This window comes from Burkholderia sp. YIM B11467 (genome assembly GCF_052952715.1).
Map to the genome: position 1 here is coordinate 1 of NZ_JBQVSQ010000013.1, position 17,303 is coordinate 17,303.

Here is a 17,303-nt window from a genome sequence, read left to right on the forward strand (position 1 = left end):
ACGCCCGTCCAGATCGACCAGCATCTTGGCCTGACGACGTGGTGGTGGCGCTAACGCATGAACTATCGAACAAAAAATCGACTCGGGCTGGCCGTCGTCGTCTTCCTCGCGCTCGTGATCGTCGTGGCCGCTGCACAGAACGACGCTATCGGAACGGCCACGTCGACGCTCGGGCACCTGCACGCACAATAACGATGAAACCACGCGCATTCCCCCGACTGAAGCTGCCGCTGCTGGTCGCAAGCCTTGCTGCATTCCATGTGCCGGTGCACGCGCAGACTCCGCCCCCGGCCGGCCGCCCCGTGCAGGATCCGGCGCAGCTGATCATCGAACAACAGCGCGAGCAGGCGCGCCAGCGGCAACTCGATCAACCACCGGCTTCAATCACGGTCGCGCCGACGTCGGAGACAACGCTCGACATTCCGCCGGACACGCCGGTCAATGCGATCGCCGAATCCGGTCCGACCTTCGCCGTCAAGCAGATCACGCTACAGGCACCCGACGGCCGTGCGTTCGAACCGCCGGGCGGCGTGTCCGGCAAAAGGCTCGAGGCAGTGGTCGCGCCGTTCGTCGGTCAGGACCTCGGTTCGCATCGCATCAACGTTCTGTTGAAGAGGATTACCGACGTTTTTGTCGAACGCGGTTTCGTTACGACGCGCGCGCTGCTTGGCCCGCAGAATCTCGCCACCGGCACGCTGAAGATCACGATTCAGGTCGGTGTGATCGAATCGTTCACGATCAACGGCAAGGCGATTCACCGGCTCAAGCCGGGTGAGTCAGCGGCGGGCGGCGGCTGGTTCACGGATGCGGGATACGAGAACGCGTTTCCGACTACGTCCGGCGATCCGCTGCGCTTGTCCGATATCGATCAGGGTGTGGCACAGATCAACCGCCTGCGCCGCAACCAGGCGACGGTGCAGATCCTGCCTGGCCAGAATCCCGGCGAATCGATTGTAGACATCGGCAACAAATCGGGTGATCGTCTCTACTACACGTTGGGAGTCGACAACTATGGCAGTTCGGCGACCGGCGTGACGCGTTATCGCGCAGGCGTCGAAGCCGACAACCTGCTCGGCCTGCAGGAATCGCTGAGCGTGAATTTCCTCGACAGCCTCGACAGCAACGCGATAGTCGGTTCGTTCGCGGTACCGTTCGGCCGCCATACGTTCAGCTACACGATTTCCGACTCGGAATACCAGCAACTGATCGGCACGACCGCGCTCGAATACGGCCGCACGCTGTCGCATATCTTCGGCTGGAATTATCTGGTCGGACGCAGCGTGAGCGATATCACCAGCGTAGACACCACGTTGTCGTGGCGTCGCACCGACCGCGAGGTCAACGGCATCGATCTCGATCCGCAACGCGTGGCGGTGTTGCGCGTCGGCGGAAACTGGCTGCACAAGTTCGTGATGAACGACGCGCAAGGTAATTTCACAGCCAACGGCGGCGTATCGCAAGGTCTGCCGTGGTTCGGTGCGAACCACGATTCGCATGGCATTACGCGCGACGAAGCGCACAGCCAGTTCACGAAAGTCGACGCGACGGCTGCGTTCACGCTGCCGTTACCGAAGGTCGGACGCGCGCTGCTCGCGTATCGGGGCGTATTGAGCGGGCAGTACACGAACGTGGCGCTGTTCGGTTCGGAGCAGCTGTACCTTGGGGGCATGGATACCGTCCGGGGTTTCCGTTCTGGCGAGATCGCCGGTGATCGTGGTTTCTATTCGCGCAACGAGCTTGCGTGGGTGAACGCCCCGGCATGGAAGGACGGCCGGATCGAGCCATACGTGTTCTTCGATGCGGGCAAGGCAAGCCTCGTCGCGACATCGGGTTTCCCGACGCTGGCCGGTGCCGGCGCGGGAGTGCGCGCGCAATGGCAGTGGCACAAGCAATTCCTGTCCGGCGAGGTGCTGGTCGGGCGCGCGTTGACGCAACCGGCAGCGCTCGGCGCGAAGGCGACGCTCGTGTTGGCCACATTGAACTGGAATTATTGATCGACGCGCACCGTTCTCTCGCGGAGCGGTCGCATGTGGGCGAAGACATGTCTTCGCGCCTTTCCATCCGAAGACGGAACGAAGATGAATACGAAACTGATGCCAGCGCTGATTGCAATGGCACTCGCCGGTGCACTGACCGGTACCGCATCCGCGCAGACGGCGGTCGCATCACAGCCGGCGAACACCGTTGCGACGGTGAACGGGACGGCGATCACGCAGGCGGAAGTCGATGCCGTGTTGCGGGTCTCGAGGCAACCCGACACGCCGCAGGTGCGTCAGGCGATCAAGAATCAGCTGATTACGCGCGTGTTGATCCAGCAGGCAGCGGAGAAGGCAAACTACGGCAGCAAGCCGGAAGTCCAGGCGGCGATGCAGGTGGCGAAAGCGAATGCCGAGACCCAGCTCTATCTGAGGGACAACGTGAAACCCGACCCGGTGACGGATGCGCAGGTGAAGTCGCGCTACGACGAGATCGTGGCGTCGCTCGGGAAGGACGAATACAAGCCGCGGCTGATCGTCGTTCAGGATGCAGCGACGGCCGCGACCGTGCTGAGCGAGTTGAAGGCGGGCAAATCGTTTGAAGGTCTTGCACGCCAGTACAGCATCGCGCCGAGCCGCGGGGCCGGCGGCGAGTTGTCGTGGACGAGCTTCAAGACGCCGGCGACGGAAGGCAAGACGTCCGGTTTGCCGGTCGCGATCGCGCAGGCGCTCGAAACGCTGCCGGTGGGCGCGGTCACGCCCTCGTCGATCCCGATCGATGGGGCGCGAGCGATCGTGAAGCTCGATGCGAAGCGGCCGACACAGGTGCCGTCGTTCCCGCAGGCACAGGCAACGATCCGCCAGCAACTGGAGGCGCTCGCACTGGAAAAAGCGAGTGCGCAGTTCGTTGGCGGATTGTTGAAGAACGCGACGATCCAGCAGTAGGCGAAACCGTCGGTGTAGCGCAAGAGTCGGTCAGTGATGCGGCGCGGCCGCGATTGTCGGTGGCCTGCCTCCGAACTGTAAAATAAGCGATCACGCGTTCGAATTTCGACTTTATGAAAATAAAAACAGGCCTTTTCGGGGTGTTGCTGTCCATCGCGACCGCAACGGCATATGGATTGGGCGTGCAGAGCGCGCCTGCGGAGCCGGCGGTTTCCACGCCAACGGCGAATCCGGTCATTAACCTGACGCCAGCGCAGATCAGCGAACGCGCACGTGCATATATTGCGCAGATCGGGGTGGATCCCGACTCGGAAAACGGGCAGATTCTGATCGCGTGGTTCACCCGAATCGCGCAGGAACCCGCTTATCTTGCGCGATTGACGACACTGCGCAGCAGCTCGCCCGGGTTCGCTGACACGATGCTGCCGCCGGCCGCGCGGCTGAAGGCTCTGCGAATGATGGCGGATGTGTCGCGCGGATCGCAGCACAACTGCGAGATGCCGGATATGGGCGGCAAGGATCTGGCGACGCTGGCGAAGACGCTCCCGTCGAAGACGCTCAAGGGTGTGCTGGAGATGATCGACATCCTGTTGAATCGCGATGGCACGGCGTCCGGGGATGAGCATTACACCGTGGCCGAGTTGCTCGACGTCGACGCGCACTTGAATACGATCGAGTTGCCCGCGTCGCTTTCGAAGCCCGGCGCGTCGAAGTCATGCGCGGCGATTGCGTTTGCCATCGGTATGATCGACAAGCTTCCGGAGCCGGAACAGCAACGCACGACCTATGAACTCTTCAAGATGTTTTTCGGCGGCAAGTCGGCGAGCGAGACCGTGCTGGCCGATCCGGACGCGTACCTGGACGAAGTGTTTGACGAGCGGCGCCTGCCGGATGCGATTCGCAGCCAGTTGCCGCCGGACGGTAGCCGGCCGCTGCCGTATTCGCGCTTGATCGTGGACGGCGAATGGGCGAACAAGACGACGCCGAAGGCCGCGGGGCCGTATGTCGATACCTACATCAATAGACGCAATAACGGCGTGGTCGCTGAATTGATGACCACGCATGATGGTTCCGGAGCGACTGATTGGTCCTACTTCGGGCTGACGTCGGGTATCGCGGAACTACTGGGGCAGAGCGTTCAAGCCCGTTTCAATGCGAAGCGGCTCGGCATGCTGAAAGATGCGTCGGCAATCGTGGTGGCGAACGCGCCTTTGACCGAGGGCAAACGCATCGAGATCGCTCTGCCCCAACCGTCGAGCCGCGGCCGACTGACCCGGCGATGCGAAATCGGCAAGACCGAACCGGCGTCGACGATCTATGGGACGTTGACCGGCAATGCCGTCAATCTCGACTGCAGCGAGGTACGCAAGGACGGGACGACGGCTCGCGTTCGCTCCGCATGGCTGGCCGACTACGGGATCGAATTGAGCAAGACGATCGACGACGGGGCCGGCAGAACCGACGTCATCATCAAGAACGTCACGATCGTGAAGCCATGAGGCCGGTGGGCAAACCTCGGCCGCGCGTTCCGGCGGTGCGGCGTATCGACTGCGTCGGGCCCGCGCTGAAATGGTCAATCAGAACCGCAGGGTTGATGGCGGGGCTGACCATCGGGTTCGGCAGCGCCGCTGCGCCTCGGCCCGGACCGCTGCCTGCCGCGATGCCGGCAATGCAACGCACCGTGTCCGGTTCCGTCCACGACGACACGACGCCATGCGTACTGGCGCTGAACGCGCGGTTCGACAGCCTCCTGCTGAAGGACAAACCCGCGCAAATTCGCAGCCTTTGCCGGCAGGAAGCCGAGGCAGGCAACCTGACGGCCCGCGCGCTCTACGGGCAGATGGTGCTGCACGGCTACGCGGCCCGCCCCGACCTGAAACGCGGGATGACGATCCTCGAATCGGCGGCGAGCGACGGTTCGACGCTGGCCAAGCGCGCACTCGGCTATGTCTACTACGACGGTGTCGCACTGCCGCGGAACCATGCGACGGCATACGCATGGTTCGCGTCGGCGGCGGGCGACGGCGATGCGGCATCGGCCAACCAGCTCGGCGGGATGAATGCGGACGGCGACGGGCAACCAGCCGACAATGCGGCCGCCTACCGGTACTTCGTGAAGGCCGCCGAGGGCGGTTCGGCAGCGGGCGCGGCGAACGCGGGGAAATTCGCGCTGGCCGGGCGCGGGGTGGCGCGCGACCCGGTGGTCGCGGCGGCGTGGCTGTCGCGCGCCGCGGTGGGCGGCCAGGCGGACGGGCAGTTCACGCTCGGCCTGATGCTGATCCGGGGCGACGGCGTGCCGCGCGATGTCGAACAGGGGACGACGTGGCTGCGCGCCGCGGCGGACCAGAACCACACCGAAGCGCAAGCGGTGCTGGGTAATCTCTATCTCGCGGGCATCGGCGTGCCGCGCGACGCGCAGCGCGGCTTCGGCCTGATTTCGGCCGCGGCGCGTGCCGGCTCGACCTACGCGCAGCGCAGGCTCGGCGAACTGTATGGAAGCGGGGCGGGCGTGCCGCACGACGACGCGAAGGCGCGCGACTGGTACCGCAAAGCGGCGCTCGCCGGCGATACACGGGCGCGTTACGCACTGGCGAACCTCTATCTGTTCGGCCGTGGCGGTCCGGTCGACAAAGAGGCCGCGTTGGGATGGATGCAGGGCGCAGCCGACGACGGGCTGGCGGTCGCGCAGAACGATCTCGGCGCAATGCTGCACAACGGCCTGGGGACGCAGCCGGATTCAGTCGCCGCCAAACCGTGGTTCGAAAAAGCCGATGCGCAGGGCAACGGCGCCGCGGCGGCCAATCTCGCGCGTTACGCGGCACGCGGCGACGGTGAGCCGGTGGATCTGCGCAAGGCCTTTCGGCTGGCCACGCGCGGCGCGGATCGTGGTGACGAAGCGTCCGCCCTGATGGCCGCCAACATGGCATGGCGCGGAGAAGGCACGAGCGTCGACCGGACGCAGGCGATGCAGTGGTTCCGGTTTGCCGCGGACCACGGCAACATCGAGGCGGCGCGATGGGTCGGCTATCAGTACCTGACGGGTACCGTCGGTGTGCCGCGCGACGAGCAGACGGGCTTGCGCTACCTGAAGCAGGCCGCCGACGCGGGCGATCCGGCTGCCGGCGTATCGGCCGGGTTCTACCTGAGCGAGCACCACACGTCGTTCGCGGGCAGGACGGGGCTTCAATGGCTGGAGGACCTCGCGAGCCGCAAGGTGCCCGCTGCGTATTCGGCGCTGGGCACGGTGTATTGGCGTGGGCAGTCGGGCGGTCCGCAGCCGGCGATCGCATTCGACTGGTTCTCGCGCGGGGCGAAGCTGGGTGACGCCGCATCGCAGACGATGCTATGCACGATGTATCTGGATGGAAATGGCACGCCGCGCCGTCCGGCCGAGGCTGCGCGCTGGTGCCGCACGGCCGCCGGCAGCAATGTCGGTGCGATGCGTGTCCTTGCGTCGGCCGATAGCGGCCTCGTTGCCGCGGACGAGCGTGCGTACTGGCAATGGAAACTCGCGGATCGCGGCGAGCCGGCGTATCAGTCGTCACTTGGCGATGCGTACGATCTGGGCGACGGCGTCCCGGTGGACTTCGATGCGGCGACGTACTGGTTTCGCCGGGCGGCCGAGCAGGGGAACGTGTCGGCGCAAGGCTCGCTCGCGTGGCATCTGTCGACCGGGCTCGGCGGTCGCACCGACGACTATGAAGCGTTCGCGTGGGCACTGCGTGCCGCGCCGACGAGCACCGAGGCGAAGCGGATGGTGGGCATCGCCTATCTGCACGGCCGCGGTGTCGCGCGTGATCCGAAGGAAGCGTCCACGTGGCTCAACAGTGCAGCTTCTGCCGGATCGCAGTGGGCGGAAAGCGATCTTGCGCTGATGTACGAAACGGGCGACGGCGTGCCCCGCGACGAAACGGTCGCGATGGACTGGCATCGCCGCGCGGCGCGACGTGGCTCGGCGGTATCCGAGATCGCGCTTGCGCTGCGCAGCCTCGCGCCGGCAATGGACACCGGGATTTCGGCCGGAGAGAAACGCTGGCTGGTGCCGGCCGATCCGGCGGCCACGCTATGGAGCGATTCGCCCGTCAGCGCGGCCGCGGCTGCCAATCGCCAGTGGGACGGGCTGTCGAGCCTGAACGAGGCGCTGCTCGGGGATCCGTTCATGCAGTATGCGGTCGGCATGCGGTTCCTGACCGGCAACGGACTGCCAAGAGACAGAGCGCTCGGTGCAGCGTGGATCACGCGTTCGCGTGCGAGTTTCGATGCTCAGCCCGGTCTGGAGAGGTATGGCGCTGCTGCGGCACTCGTCGAGGCGCGAATCGCTCAGCGGCTTGATGACGGGGAAAAACAGCGTGCCGCCAGTATTGCCGGGAATCTGATCTCGACGTTACCGTGAACATGGCTGGCTACAGTGAACCGGATGCAGACTTCGGCGATCCGAAGTATCGTGCGTGCCCGTTGCTGCGCGAGAGGGTGTCGGCGTGCGATTCAAGCCTGGGTAGCCGCTGCCGCGATCTGAAATCGAGCACGGTCCTTGCCCTCGATCCACGCCGGCGGCCGCCCTCGACCACTCCACGTGGCGCCGGATTCTGGATCACGGTACTTTGCAGGCGGTCGTTGCCGTGTCTGCACGCGCGTGACGCCGTAGATCTCCTGTGACGTGATATCGAACTCGCCGACCATGCGTTTGATCTCGACGAGTGCGGTAGTTCGGGCGTTCGCTTTGGCCGCGTCAATTTGAGCATCGAGAGCTTCGCGTTGCGCGAGGAGTGCTTGATACGTCGACATCGGTTTCTCCTGTGAGAAATTCGAAACAGGCATCGCTTGCGTGGCCGCTCTTGCATGAACCCGAATATCAAGTACTCGAATATCAAGTCACAATCCCGACAGGCTTACACGGCCGGCCGTGTGCTTCAGGTCGCGAATACGTATCTTGTGTCGATCCGACAACCGTCACCACGGCCATGTTGTTTTCCAGTGCGGTCACGAACTGTCTTCCGCTTCCCACTGCACCAGAAGCTCGGCCGGAATCGCCTTGACGACCTCGGCGTAGCGTTTGCCGACGAACTGCTCGGCGCGTTTGAGTAACACCGGAATCGGGCTGCTCGGTTCGTGATTCTCGAACCACGTCCGTGCGGCGCGAATCGTCGCAAGCGCGGAGTCGCGGTCGGACGGCACGGAGTTCATTAGGGGCGGGGCACAGTCAGGATCGCTTGCCGATACGGGATGCGCCGGTGCGGTCGGCGCTACCGTGTCGTCTTGCGATGATGTGTCGGCCATCGCGGTCGGGGCGGGAATCGTATCGGGCGGTTCGGCCGAATCGGCGTGCGTGGGCGAGCCCAGCCTGTCGAGGAGTCGCGCCAGCGTCGAAAGGTCTGGCTGGAACGATTCGAGATGATCGTTGCACCACGCGTTGATCGTGGCGAGATCGGCGATCGTATCGTCGATGCCTTCGATCGTTGCCGGTTGCAGCATACGCAGATCCTGCAACTGCTGGACGACGGAATCGGGCGAGAGCGCATCGGCCGGACGCGGATGCGCGAACGCGCGCTCGACGTCGCGCACCTGCAGGCGGGTAACGGTCGACTTCATCAGCACGATTTCTCGCACATCGGCCAGCAACCCGTCGGGATCCGACAGCGCTTGCAACGCGTTCATCCGCATTTCCAGCGCCGCGTCGTGATCGCTGTCGGCGCTCGTCTGTGGATGGATATCATCCGGAAACGCTTGCACCCAGGCAGCCAGTAGCGCGATGCCGTCGGCCAGGCCCGTCACACCACCGAGACATGTGCGGCAACGCGTATACAACACGGCGACACGCAAATCCTTCGTGCGCATCATGAGCCGCCGACAATCCCGTTCGATCTCGCTCCAGTTGAGCGGATCGGGCACGCCCACGAACGCGCCGTACTGTACGTCCTGTTTGGGGGCGACACGGGAAAACAGCACGACGAAATCGTGGTCGTATTCGAGATCCGGGCCGCAGGGCGCATCGTCGCTCACGGGCGCGAGCCAGTCGAAATGCGGCACATTCGTGACGGCGATCGGGCCCTGTCTGCCGGGCGCCGAGGATTGCCTTTTGCTCATGGTCAGTTCCTGGTATCGGTGACACGGCGATCGATAGGCCGCACGTAACGTTCGGGCTCGAATCGCATGCCGATAATGGGCTTGCGCGGGTCCGGGCGGCCCAGCCATCCGGACCATCCGATGCGCTGCCGGCCACCCATGACCGCCGGCGGCGCACTCTTCGGCTTGATCCGCAGCTCAAGCTCCCATTCCAGCTCGTAACCGACGAACGCGCGCACCCACTCGACGAGCCGAGGCAGATCCTCGCCCTGCGGCGTGAAGCGCAGGTAGGCGTCGAGATCGACCGGGCCGATCACGATGCGAAAGCGGTGCTGGCGATCGGGTGCGACGCGGCCGAGCATCGCGCCTTGGCCCATCGTTGCCGCCTTCCCCGGGCGGCCCATGCGGCCGAGGTCGGCGGGGTCGATCTCGATCCAGTGAAATACATTCTCCCGGATCGCAACGGGCACGCCGAAGTAGCGTTCGAGCGTGGCACGCAGACCGTCCGGATTGCGTGCTTCGCGCACGAGGTGCGCGGAGGCGGCGAGACGTGCGTGCGAGGGCAGCGGGCGCCGGCTGATTTCGCCGATGTCGTGCCCGACGAGGCTCGCGACGTAGAACGAAAACCGCTCGTTATCCTTTCGGTCGAGCCCGGCTGTCGACTGGGACGACGCCCACGCGCGATAGAGGAGCGTGAAGAAGCGGTGATGGAAGAGATCGAAAAAATCGATTGTCGTCGTATCTCGCCGGCTGTCCTCGCGATCCTTCGCGATCTCGGTCACGTGGATCGGCAGCGGGCCATTGGGGCCAAGCATCCCGAGGCCGAACAGCCGCACCTTCAGTCGCCCTTCGGCTTCGTGCGCGTTGGCAACTTCGCGCGGCGCGAACGCAAGGCTCGGCTGCTGGCCGAGCCGGAACGGTTCCGAACGAGGCCGACGTGCGGTGCCGATCGGATCGATCGCCGGATTCGCGCCGATGCGTCGCAATAGCGACAGGAAACCGAAACGCCAGGGCTCGGCCTGCAAGTGTTCGAGCAGCTCGGGCGACAGCGTGCTGTCTCGCAGCAGCGCCGGCAGCGTCGCGCGTTTCATCACAGGACTCCGCGTGCGCCCGTGCGCACCGGCCAGCGGGCTATGCGCCCGCGCTGCATCGAATGCAGTTCAGTCTGCGTGAAGCTGTTGATCGATACGTGCCGTGCGAGCCAGTGCTCGAGGATCGTGCCGAACAGATAGGGGCTTACGCCAGAGAAGCCGGTCTCGTCGACCGTCAGCGCGCACTCGACGCCGCGCCCGAACGTCATCGGGCCGGTTCCCGGCAGCTTGCGCGTCACCGGGCGCGTCTTGACGCCGACCAGGCTTTCGACTTGCCGGTTTTGCGCGGAGTCGCCTTCCGCGAGGTACAGACGCAGCAGATCGCGTAGCCCCTGGCCGCCTTCGCGGTGATCGAGATCGTCGAGCGGCAGGTAATTGAAGTTGAGTTGGCGGATCAGGCGCCACGCCATGTCCCGCTCGGCATACGGCGGTAGCGGCGGACTCGGCGGCCGGATAAGGCCGATGCTTTCTACCGGCGCGGACTCCGCGGTCTCCAGATCGCGCACGCCGTCGCGCGGCACGAGCGTGGCCAGATCCCGGTTGGTCAGGAGCGCGTCGACCGACAGGAAGCGGAGGTTTTCGGCGTAAGGGGCCTCGTTCTGGTCGACGAGCGAGAGAAACACTTCGGTGCCGACGTAAGGCGTGCGTGTGCCATAACGACGCGAGGAATGAGAGACGAGGCGCTGTTCACGCCGCATCGAGAAATAACGTCCGTGATTGCCTTCGTCGTTGTTCAGTGTCTGGTAGAGCGGACGGAATTCGAGCTCGTCGGATGTCAGGGCCACCTGCCCGTACACGGTCTCCACCGAAAATACCTCGTAGTCGAGCGGCGCCAGTCGAGCCGGCACGAGATGAAACTCGGTTTCGCGCGGTGAGATCTCGATCCGGTCGGTATGCTTGCTGAAGAGATTGATGACCGGCGTGCAGAACAGCGCGAAGCGTGACGCATCGACGAGGTTGGCGAGCTCGGCCGGCGAGCGGTCGAGCAGCACGACGATCTCGATCTCGCGGCTGTCAGTGCGTGCAAAGCCTTCGGCAAGGCCGGTCAACGCAAAGAACCAGAACCGCGCGGGACACGCGAAGTACTCGTGCAACAGGTTGTGCCCGTGGAACTTCGCCCAGGTGAGCGGCAACAGGTGTTGATCGGCGCGCAAACCTTCGTGCTCCACTGCGCCTTGCGTGACGGCGGCGAGCGAGCGGCCCGGCTGGCCGAACTCTCCGGGTGCGCCGATCACGGACGCGATGGCGCCGGCGTGCAGCAGTTCGAACAGGTGAGAGGCCACTTGCTCATCGCCGGCCAGATAAACGGGGAGCCGATCGAGTCCCTTCAGATCGGCGATCCGCACGTCGCCGGTCGTCGCCAACCGCAACCGCAAGGCGCCGCGCACTTGTGTATCGGGCGGGACGTATCTCGCGAGTCCCGGGATGTCCGGCGGCACACCCGTCAGGCGCGCTTCGGTGATCGTGAGCGGCCACAGGGTGACGTCCTGCCCGCTCGTGAACCGGCACGCCGTTCTCTCTCCGTCGGGAACCCGGGCGGTGAACGACGTGCCGCGCGCGATACGATACCCTTTGGCGAGGTTGCCTTCCGCCCGGCCGGGATACAGGCGAGCGACGGCAATCGACGGTGTGGGCGCAACGTAGTTCGGGTAGATGACCTCGAGCAGCCGCTCGGTAAAGCGCGGAAATTCCGCGTCGAGCTTGATCTGCATGCGCGCGGCCATGAAGCTGAACGACTCGATCAGGCGTTCGACGTAGGGGTCGGCCACTTCGCCTGCCTGCATGCCGAGCCGACGTGCGATCTTCGGGTGTGCATGCGCGAATTCGGCTGCCAGCTCGCGCATGTAGATGAGTTCCTGGTTGTAATAGTCGAGCAGTCGCGGGTCCATCGGATAGGTCTCGTCGTTGTCGTTGTGCCGCGTTGCGCCTAGCTGGTGCGCATGCCGGTGATGCGAATCTCGCTCGTTTCGAGATCCAGCGAACTCTGCACCATGAATTCGAGCGGGTACGGGTCCATATGAATCAGTCCGCGAACCTCGAACGCGAGGACATGGTGATGCTCGCCGCCGTCGTCGGCATGACGAGGCGAGACCACCAGCGAATCCGGAATCAGACGCGGCTCGAAATCGGTAATGGCCTGCCGGATCATGCGCTCGACGCTGTTCCACTGACGTGACGCGATAAAGGCTCCCGCGAGCGGCGGCACGCCGAAGTTGACGGTCGAAGCCGCCGCGTGCGGATGGCGCGCGCGATCGATCTGATCCTCGATGCTGGTCGTGTTCAGCAGATAGGCGAGGTCGCGCTGCACGATGTCACGCATCTGTTTGCGCGTCACCGTATATTCCTCCGGGGCTTCGACGCGGCGATGCGGTGCGTCGTCGCGCAATCGGTCGAGCAGGGTTGGCATCAGGTGCGCGTTGGCTCGGCGGGGTGTGCGGACCGCCAGCGTATCCGGGGCGTGCGACGGTCTTTTGCGATCAGTCATCGACTCGCTCCCTTCCGGCGGCGCCGTCGATGCCATGCGTGCCGAATTCCGCATTCGGCAATTCGAACAGACTGAAGTCGTCTTGGTTGGTGATCCAGGTCTTTCGGCCGAAACCTATGACGCCGGTTCGCCCGTGCGCCTGCCAAACGGTCTTGTGCCCGAGGCGCACAGCGTCGTCACCGGTCTCCGAACCCGGATATCGTGCAGGCATGAAGCCGTGGACGACACGTTGGTCGACGAGCGTGAGCGTGCACGGCGCCCAAACCAGGTCGACCAGTTTTGTTGGACGCGACACGCGCCACGCTACGAGATCGGCGATCGGCACCCAGCGGTAGTGCCCGGCCGTGACGACCTCGCAGACCGGGCCGAAACGTGAATCGCTGTCGACGATCCAGTCTGCAGGTCCCTGCGGAATACGTACCGCAACGGTCGGCGCGGCGTCGAGTGCGGCCTCACGCGCATCGTCGGCTTGCTCGCTTTGCTCACGGGCAGCCAGGCGCAGCGCATTCAACAGACCCTCGACCCACGCGGTCGGCTCGAACACGAAGCCCGGGCGTACGTGTCCGTCGACGACCTGCTTGCGCCAGCTTTCTGCACGGATCAGGTCGCGATAGACCTGTGCGGTTTCCACCTGGCCGGGTTCGAGCTTCGCCCAAGTCTGCAACTGCTGGATCGCTCTCGGCCATTCACCCGTTACGCACATCAACTGGAACAGTGCCCACCGATGGGATGCCGTGGTTGGCTGCGCGCGCAAGTGCGTCGAGATGCGCTCGATCTGTTCGCTGAGCGGAGCGTCACTCAAGCATTTGGCTTGGGGTGAGCCGGAGGTCTCGCGGTGAATCATCCTTCGTCCCTGCGTTCGGGGGCGGACAGCGGACTGTCTACCGACAGCGCGTGGTGTTCGCGCCGCGTGAGCGGGGGCGGCAGCGCCGACCCCTGCCGCGCGGCCGCCGCGTGAAATTCTGGAGGGGCAAACAGTCGCAGGATCTCCGGCACGGGTTCATCGTCCAGGATGTGCCCGGCGTGCCGATCGAGTTGCTCGAACACATCTTCCAGCTTGGGGTTGCCGCGCAATAGCACTTCGATCGAATCGCATGCGTCGCGTACGCCAGGATCGACCTGCGGATCCGGCGCGTGCGCGTGCGATGTCGGTTGATCCCCCGGTGGCATCAGATCCGCTGCAACCGACGCATGAGGATCGGTCAGCGCGCGCCAGTACTGCGCGTGCAACGTCTCGACCAGCGAGTCGCTACCGTCGGCGTTGGCCGGGGTGCGCACATGTGCATCGGCACGGTCCATGCCTCCGATACCGAGATCGACCAGTACGTCATCGTTGCTGCGCGGATGGTCGACCACTTCGTAATCCGGAAGATCGTGATCTTCCACATCGGGCGTCTGTCGTTCCCGGTTTCCGTCAAGCAGAGGCTCGTCGTGCGAAATATCCGGTTGGCGACGCCACGGCTGACGAAAGGAACGCATTTGGGTGTCCGATGACAAGAATTTCGCATTCTAACCACGAGTCCAGGTGGTTCGTCTATCGTCATGTGGATAATCGATTCGTCGATCTTGGTTTCGAATATTTTTGAGATTTATGGTGAAGTGTTAAATGCGGTAACAGTTAGCGTGGAAATGATTTGAAAATCATGCTGATACGTATTTGTGAAAAAATGCAAATAACAGGATTCGTGAAAATATCTCAAAATAACAAGGACTTGGATTTTGTTGATCTGGATCGGTTGGCGTGAGCTTGCTCGCGGCAACATGTGTGATAGGGGCGTGGTCGATACGGGGTATACCAGGAATGCCGTAATTTGATTTCGGTAAATTTGCTGAATGGATTGGATTGACTGGAATTGAATTTCATGCCGATAATGCCGCTCCGATTCGATTTGGCCGATTGAATCGGGTCGAAGAGAGAGCGATGTGTCGAGTATTTCCAGCGGCATCGGGCGAAACATCTGTGTAGCAGTCCTGATGGTGAAGGAATGATGCTCGCGGCATCACGACCAACAACAAAGAACATCATGACCATTTCGCGCCAAGCATTGTTCGGTAAGCTCGGGGTTCAGCTTTACCGGGGTATCGAGTCGGCGACGAATTTCTGCAAGTTGCGCGGGAATCCGTTCGTCGAACTCGTCCACTGGCTGCATCAGCTGCTGCAGCAGCCGGACGGCGACCTTCAGCGGATCGTTCGCCACGCCGGGATCGATCGCAATACGCTCGAGCGTGACTTCGCGCGGGCACTGTCTGCGTTGCCGGCTGGTGCAAGTTCGATCAGCGATTTTTCGTCGCACGTCGAATCGGCAATCGAGCGCGCGTGGGTTCTTGCGACGCTCGAATACGGTGACCGCCGCGTGCGCGGTGCGTGGTTGATCGCGGCACTCGTGTCCACGTCTGACTTGCGGCGCGGGCTGCTTGCCGTCTCCCCCGCGTTCGGCAAGATCCCTGTCGACGGCCTCGCTGACGTGCTTCCGGCCTGGATCGCGGGTTCGCCGGAAGCGGCCGATGATCCGTACGACCGCAGCGAATGGCTGCCTGCGACGCCGGGCGAAGCATCCGGCGCGATGCCGGGCGCGCCGAAGGACGGTTCGCTCGAGCAGTACTGCACGGACCTGACGGCGCGGGCCCGCGCTGGCGAAATCGATCCGGTCATCGGCCGCGAGCTCGAGATCCGCACGATGATCGACGTGTTGCTGCGCCGGCGGCAGAACAACCCGCTGGTGACCGGCGAAGCCGGCGTCGGCAAGACGGCCGTGGTCGAAGGTCTCGCACGCGCGATCGCATCGGGCAACGTGCCGCCAAAGCTGGCCGACGTGCGGCTGCTTGGTCTCGATGTCGGGGCGCTGCTGGCCGGTGCCAGCATGAAGGGGGAGTTCGAGGCCCGCTTGAAGAGCCTGCTCGACGCGGCCGCGAAATCGACTGCCCCGGTGATCCTGTTCATCGACGAAATCCATACGCTGATCGGTGCGGGCGGCCAGGCGGGCACGGGCGACGCTGCCAACCTCCTGAAGCCGGCGCTCGCGCGCGGCACGATCCGGACGATCGGCGCGACGACCTGGGCCGAATACAAGCGGCATATCGAAAAGGATTCCGCGTTGACCCGGCGTTTCCAGGTGCTGCAGGTCGCGGAGCCATCCGAAGCTGCTGCCACCGACATGGTGCGGGGCCTCGCGGAAACGTTTTCGGCACATCACGGTGTCGTGGTGCGTGACGAGGCGATCCGGGGTGCAGTGACGTTGTCGCACCGCTACATTCCGGCACGCCAGTTGCCGGACAAGGCGATCAGCCTGCTCGATACCGCTTGTGCGCGGGTCGCGCTGTCACAACATGCCACGCCGCGCGAGCTCGACGACGCGCGTCAACGGCTCGCGGCCGCGCGTGCCGAGGAGACCCTACTGGTGCAGGAGGCCCGGATCGGGCTCGAGGCGGACAAAAGGCTGGCCGCCGTGCGTTCGCGTATCGACCGGCTGACGTCGGACGCGAACGCGGTCGAGACCCGGTGGCGTGAACAGGCGGCGGCTGTGCAAGCGTTGCGCGTCGCCCGCGAAGGGTTCGCCGGGGAGCGGGACGACTCGCCGATGCCGGTGGAACGGCTGCGCAAGCTCGAGCATGCGCTGGCCAACCTCCAGGGCGAGGCACCGCTCGTGTTTCCGGAAGTCGACGAGGCGATCGTCGCGGAGATCGTTTCGGATTGGACCGGTATCCCGGTAGGTCGCATGGTCACGGACGAGGTGGCCGCGGTGCGCCGACTGCCCGAAACGCTGGCGGCGCGCGTGATCGGCCAGACCGATGCGCTGCGCCTGATCGGCGAGCGCGTGCAGACCGCGCGGGCCGGCCTGACCGACCCGAAGAAGCCGCTCGGCGTGTTCCTGCTTGCGGGGCCGTCGGGTGTGGGTAAGACAGAAACAGCACTGGCACTGGCCGAGGCGCTGTACGGCGGCGAACAGAACCTGATCACGATCAACATGAGCGAGTATCAGGAAGCGCACACCGTGTCGGGCCTGAAGGGGGCACCGCCCGGTTACGTCGGTTATGGCGAAGGCGGGGTCCTGACCGAAGCGGTGCGCCGCCGTCCGTACGCGGTCGTGCTGCTCGACGAGGTTGAAAAGGCTCATCGCGACGTACACGAAATGTTCTTCCAGGTGTTCGACAAGGGCTACATGGAGGACGGCGACGGCCGCCACATCGATTTCCGCAACACGACCATCCTGCTGACCAGCAACGTCGGTGCCGATCTGACCGCGAGCCTGTGCGCGGATCCAGTGTTGTCGCCCGATATGGACGGGTTGCGGGGCGCGCTCACTCCCGAATTGCTGAAAGCCTTCCCGGCGGCCTTTCTCGGGCGGGTAACGGTCGTACCGTACCGGCCGCTGGCCGATGCCGCGCTCGCCCGCATTGTCCGCCTGCATCTTGGACGCGTGGTGAAGCGCATGGCCGACAACCATCAAATCGCGCTCACCTACGACGAGGCGGTGGTCGACTACATCGTCGGCCGCTGTCTCGTACAGGAGACCGGTGCACGCATCCTCATCGGCTTCATCGAACAGCACGTACTGCCGCGCCTGTCGGCCCTCTGGCTCGACGCGTTCACGTCGAAGGCCGCGCTTGAAGGTATCGCAATCGGCATCGCCGATCCAGCCGCTGCGCCTGTGCAGGCGTTGACGTTCGATGCATTGCCATCCCGTTTGGACGAAGCGCTTTGCTGAGCACTGTCCACTTACCACCGTTCAGGAGAACCTGTTC

At 64.3% G+C, this 17,303-nt stretch carries 12 protein-coding genes; 5 read left to right on the top strand and 7 right to left on the bottom strand.

The window, feature by feature from the left end:
• Positions 1 to 194 precede the first annotated feature (194 nt).
• From ACTRWB_RS32230 to ACTRWB_RS32245, 4 genes are all read left to right on the top strand, one after another.
• Complete coding sequence (locus tag ACTRWB_RS32230) at positions 195 to 1,994, top strand: ShlB/FhaC/HecB family hemolysin secretion/activation protein (RefSeq protein WP_446904370.1); 1,800 nt, start codon at positions 195 to 197, stop codon at positions 1,992 to 1,994.
• Between the two features lie 84 nt (positions 1,995 to 2,078).
• Positions 2,079 to 2,921: a peptidyl-prolyl cis-trans isomerase gene (locus ACTRWB_RS32235; protein WP_446904257.1), complete on the top strand. Its 843-nt coding sequence runs from the start codon at positions 2,079 to 2,081 to the stop codon at positions 2,919 to 2,921.
• A 140-nt stretch (positions 2,922 to 3,061) separates the two neighbouring features.
• Positions 3,062 to 4,420, top strand: coding sequence for a hypothetical protein (locus ACTRWB_RS32240; RefSeq protein WP_446904258.1), 1,359 nt, complete (start codon positions 3,062 to 3,064; stop codon positions 4,418 to 4,420).
• 170 nt (positions 4,421 to 4,590) lie between these two features.
• Positions 4,591 to 7,314, top strand: coding sequence for a tetratricopeptide repeat protein (locus ACTRWB_RS32245; RefSeq protein ID WP_446904259.1), 2,724 nt, complete (start codon positions 4,591 to 4,593; stop codon positions 7,312 to 7,314).
• A gap of 92 nt (positions 7,315 to 7,406) precedes the next feature.
• On the opposite strand, the gene ACTRWB_RS32250 is transcribed toward ACTRWB_RS32245, so the two are convergent.
• From ACTRWB_RS32250 to ACTRWB_RS32280, 7 genes are all read right to left on the bottom strand, one after another.
• Positions 7,407 to 7,706 (bottom strand): H-NS histone family protein, encoded by a 300-nt coding sequence (locus ACTRWB_RS32250; RefSeq protein WP_446904260.1) that lies wholly within the window; start codon positions 7,704 to 7,706, stop codon positions 7,407 to 7,409.
• Positions 7,707 to 7,901: 195 nt separating this feature from the next.
• The gene (locus ACTRWB_RS32255) at positions 7,902 to 9,005 is read right to left on the bottom strand and encodes a type VI secretion system protein TssA (protein ID WP_446904371.1); all 1,104 of its coding nucleotides are present in this window, start codon (positions 9,003 to 9,005) and stop codon (positions 7,902 to 7,904) included.
• 2 nt (positions 9,006 to 9,007) lie between these two features.
• Entirely contained in the window at positions 9,008 to 10,075 is a 1,068-nt protein-coding gene (tssG, locus tag ACTRWB_RS32260; RefSeq protein WP_446904261.1) for a type VI secretion system baseplate subunit TssG, read from the bottom strand.
• Positions 10,075 to 11,964 (bottom strand): type VI secretion system baseplate subunit TssF, encoded by a 1,890-nt coding sequence (tssF, locus tag ACTRWB_RS32265; RefSeq protein WP_446904262.1) that lies wholly within the window; start codon positions 11,962 to 11,964, stop codon positions 10,075 to 10,077. Before tssF ends, tssG begins: the two co-directional genes overlap by 1 nt.
• 38 nt (positions 11,965 to 12,002) lie before the next feature.
• Positions 12,003 to 12,560 (bottom strand): type VI secretion system baseplate subunit TssE, encoded by a 558-nt coding sequence (tssE, locus tag ACTRWB_RS32270; protein WP_446904263.1) that lies wholly within the window; start codon positions 12,558 to 12,560, stop codon positions 12,003 to 12,005.
• Positions 12,553 to 13,404, bottom strand: coding sequence for a type VI secretion system accessory protein TagJ (locus ACTRWB_RS32275; protein WP_446904264.1), 852 nt, complete (start codon positions 13,402 to 13,404; stop codon positions 12,553 to 12,555). Before ACTRWB_RS32275 ends, tssE begins: the two co-directional genes overlap by 8 nt.
• The gene (locus ACTRWB_RS32280; RefSeq protein WP_446904265.1) at positions 13,401 to 14,039 is read right to left on the bottom strand and encodes a TagK domain-containing protein; all 639 of its coding nucleotides are present in this window, start codon (positions 14,037 to 14,039) and stop codon (positions 13,401 to 13,403) included. The genes ACTRWB_RS32275 and ACTRWB_RS32280 overlap by 4 nt, the downstream gene beginning before the upstream one ends.
• 545 nt (positions 14,040 to 14,584) lie before the next feature.
• Between ACTRWB_RS32280 and tssH the strand changes: the two genes are divergently transcribed.
• The gene (gene tssH / locus ACTRWB_RS32285) at positions 14,585 to 17,266 is read left to right on the top strand and encodes a type VI secretion system ATPase TssH (protein WP_446904372.1); all 2,682 of its coding nucleotides are present in this window, start codon (positions 14,585 to 14,587) and stop codon (positions 17,264 to 17,266) included.
• Positions 17,267 to 17,303: the final 37 nt, after the last annotated feature.

What these genes read in the sequence shown, in the direction of transcription:
- ACTRWB_RS32235 (WP_446904257.1), top strand. Translation starts at nt 2,079, where the DNA reads ATGAATACGAAACTGATGCCAGCGCTGATTGCAATGGCACTCGCCGGT.
- ACTRWB_RS32280 (WP_446904265.1), bottom strand. Translation starts at nt 14,039, where the DNA reads ATGCGTTCCTTTCGTCAGCCGTGGCGTCGCCAACCGGATATTTCGCAC.
- tssF (WP_446904262.1), bottom strand. Translation starts at nt 11,964, where the DNA reads ATGGACCCGCGACTGCTCGACTATTACAACCAGGAACTCATCTACATG.
- ACTRWB_RS32250 (WP_446904260.1), bottom strand. Translation starts at nt 7,706, where the DNA reads ATGTCGACGTATCAAGCACTCCTCGCGCAACGCGAAGCTCTCGATGCT.
- tssE (WP_446904263.1), bottom strand. Translation starts at nt 12,560, where the DNA reads ATGACTGATCGCAAAAGACCGTCGCACGCCCCGGATACGCTGGCGGTC.
- ACTRWB_RS32245 (WP_446904259.1), top strand. Translation starts at nt 4,591, where the DNA reads ATGCAACGCACCGTGTCCGGTTCCGTCCACGACGACACGACGCCATGC.
- ACTRWB_RS32230 (WP_446904370.1), top strand. Translation starts at nt 195, where the DNA reads ATGAAACCACGCGCATTCCCCCGACTGAAGCTGCCGCTGCTGGTCGCA.
- ACTRWB_RS32275 (WP_446904264.1), bottom strand. Translation starts at nt 13,404, where the DNA reads ATGATTCACCGCGAGACCTCCGGCTCACCCCAAGCCAAATGCTTGAGT.
- tssG (WP_446904261.1), bottom strand. Translation starts at nt 10,075, where the DNA reads ATGAAACGCGCGACGCTGCCGGCGCTGCTGCGAGACAGCACGCTGTCG.
- tssH (WP_446904372.1), top strand. Translation starts at nt 14,585, where the DNA reads ATGACCATTTCGCGCCAAGCATTGTTCGGTAAGCTCGGGGTTCAGCTT.
- ACTRWB_RS32255 (WP_446904371.1), bottom strand. Translation starts at nt 9,005, where the DNA reads ATGAGCAAAAGGCAATCCTCGGCGCCCGGCAGACAGGGCCCGATCGCC.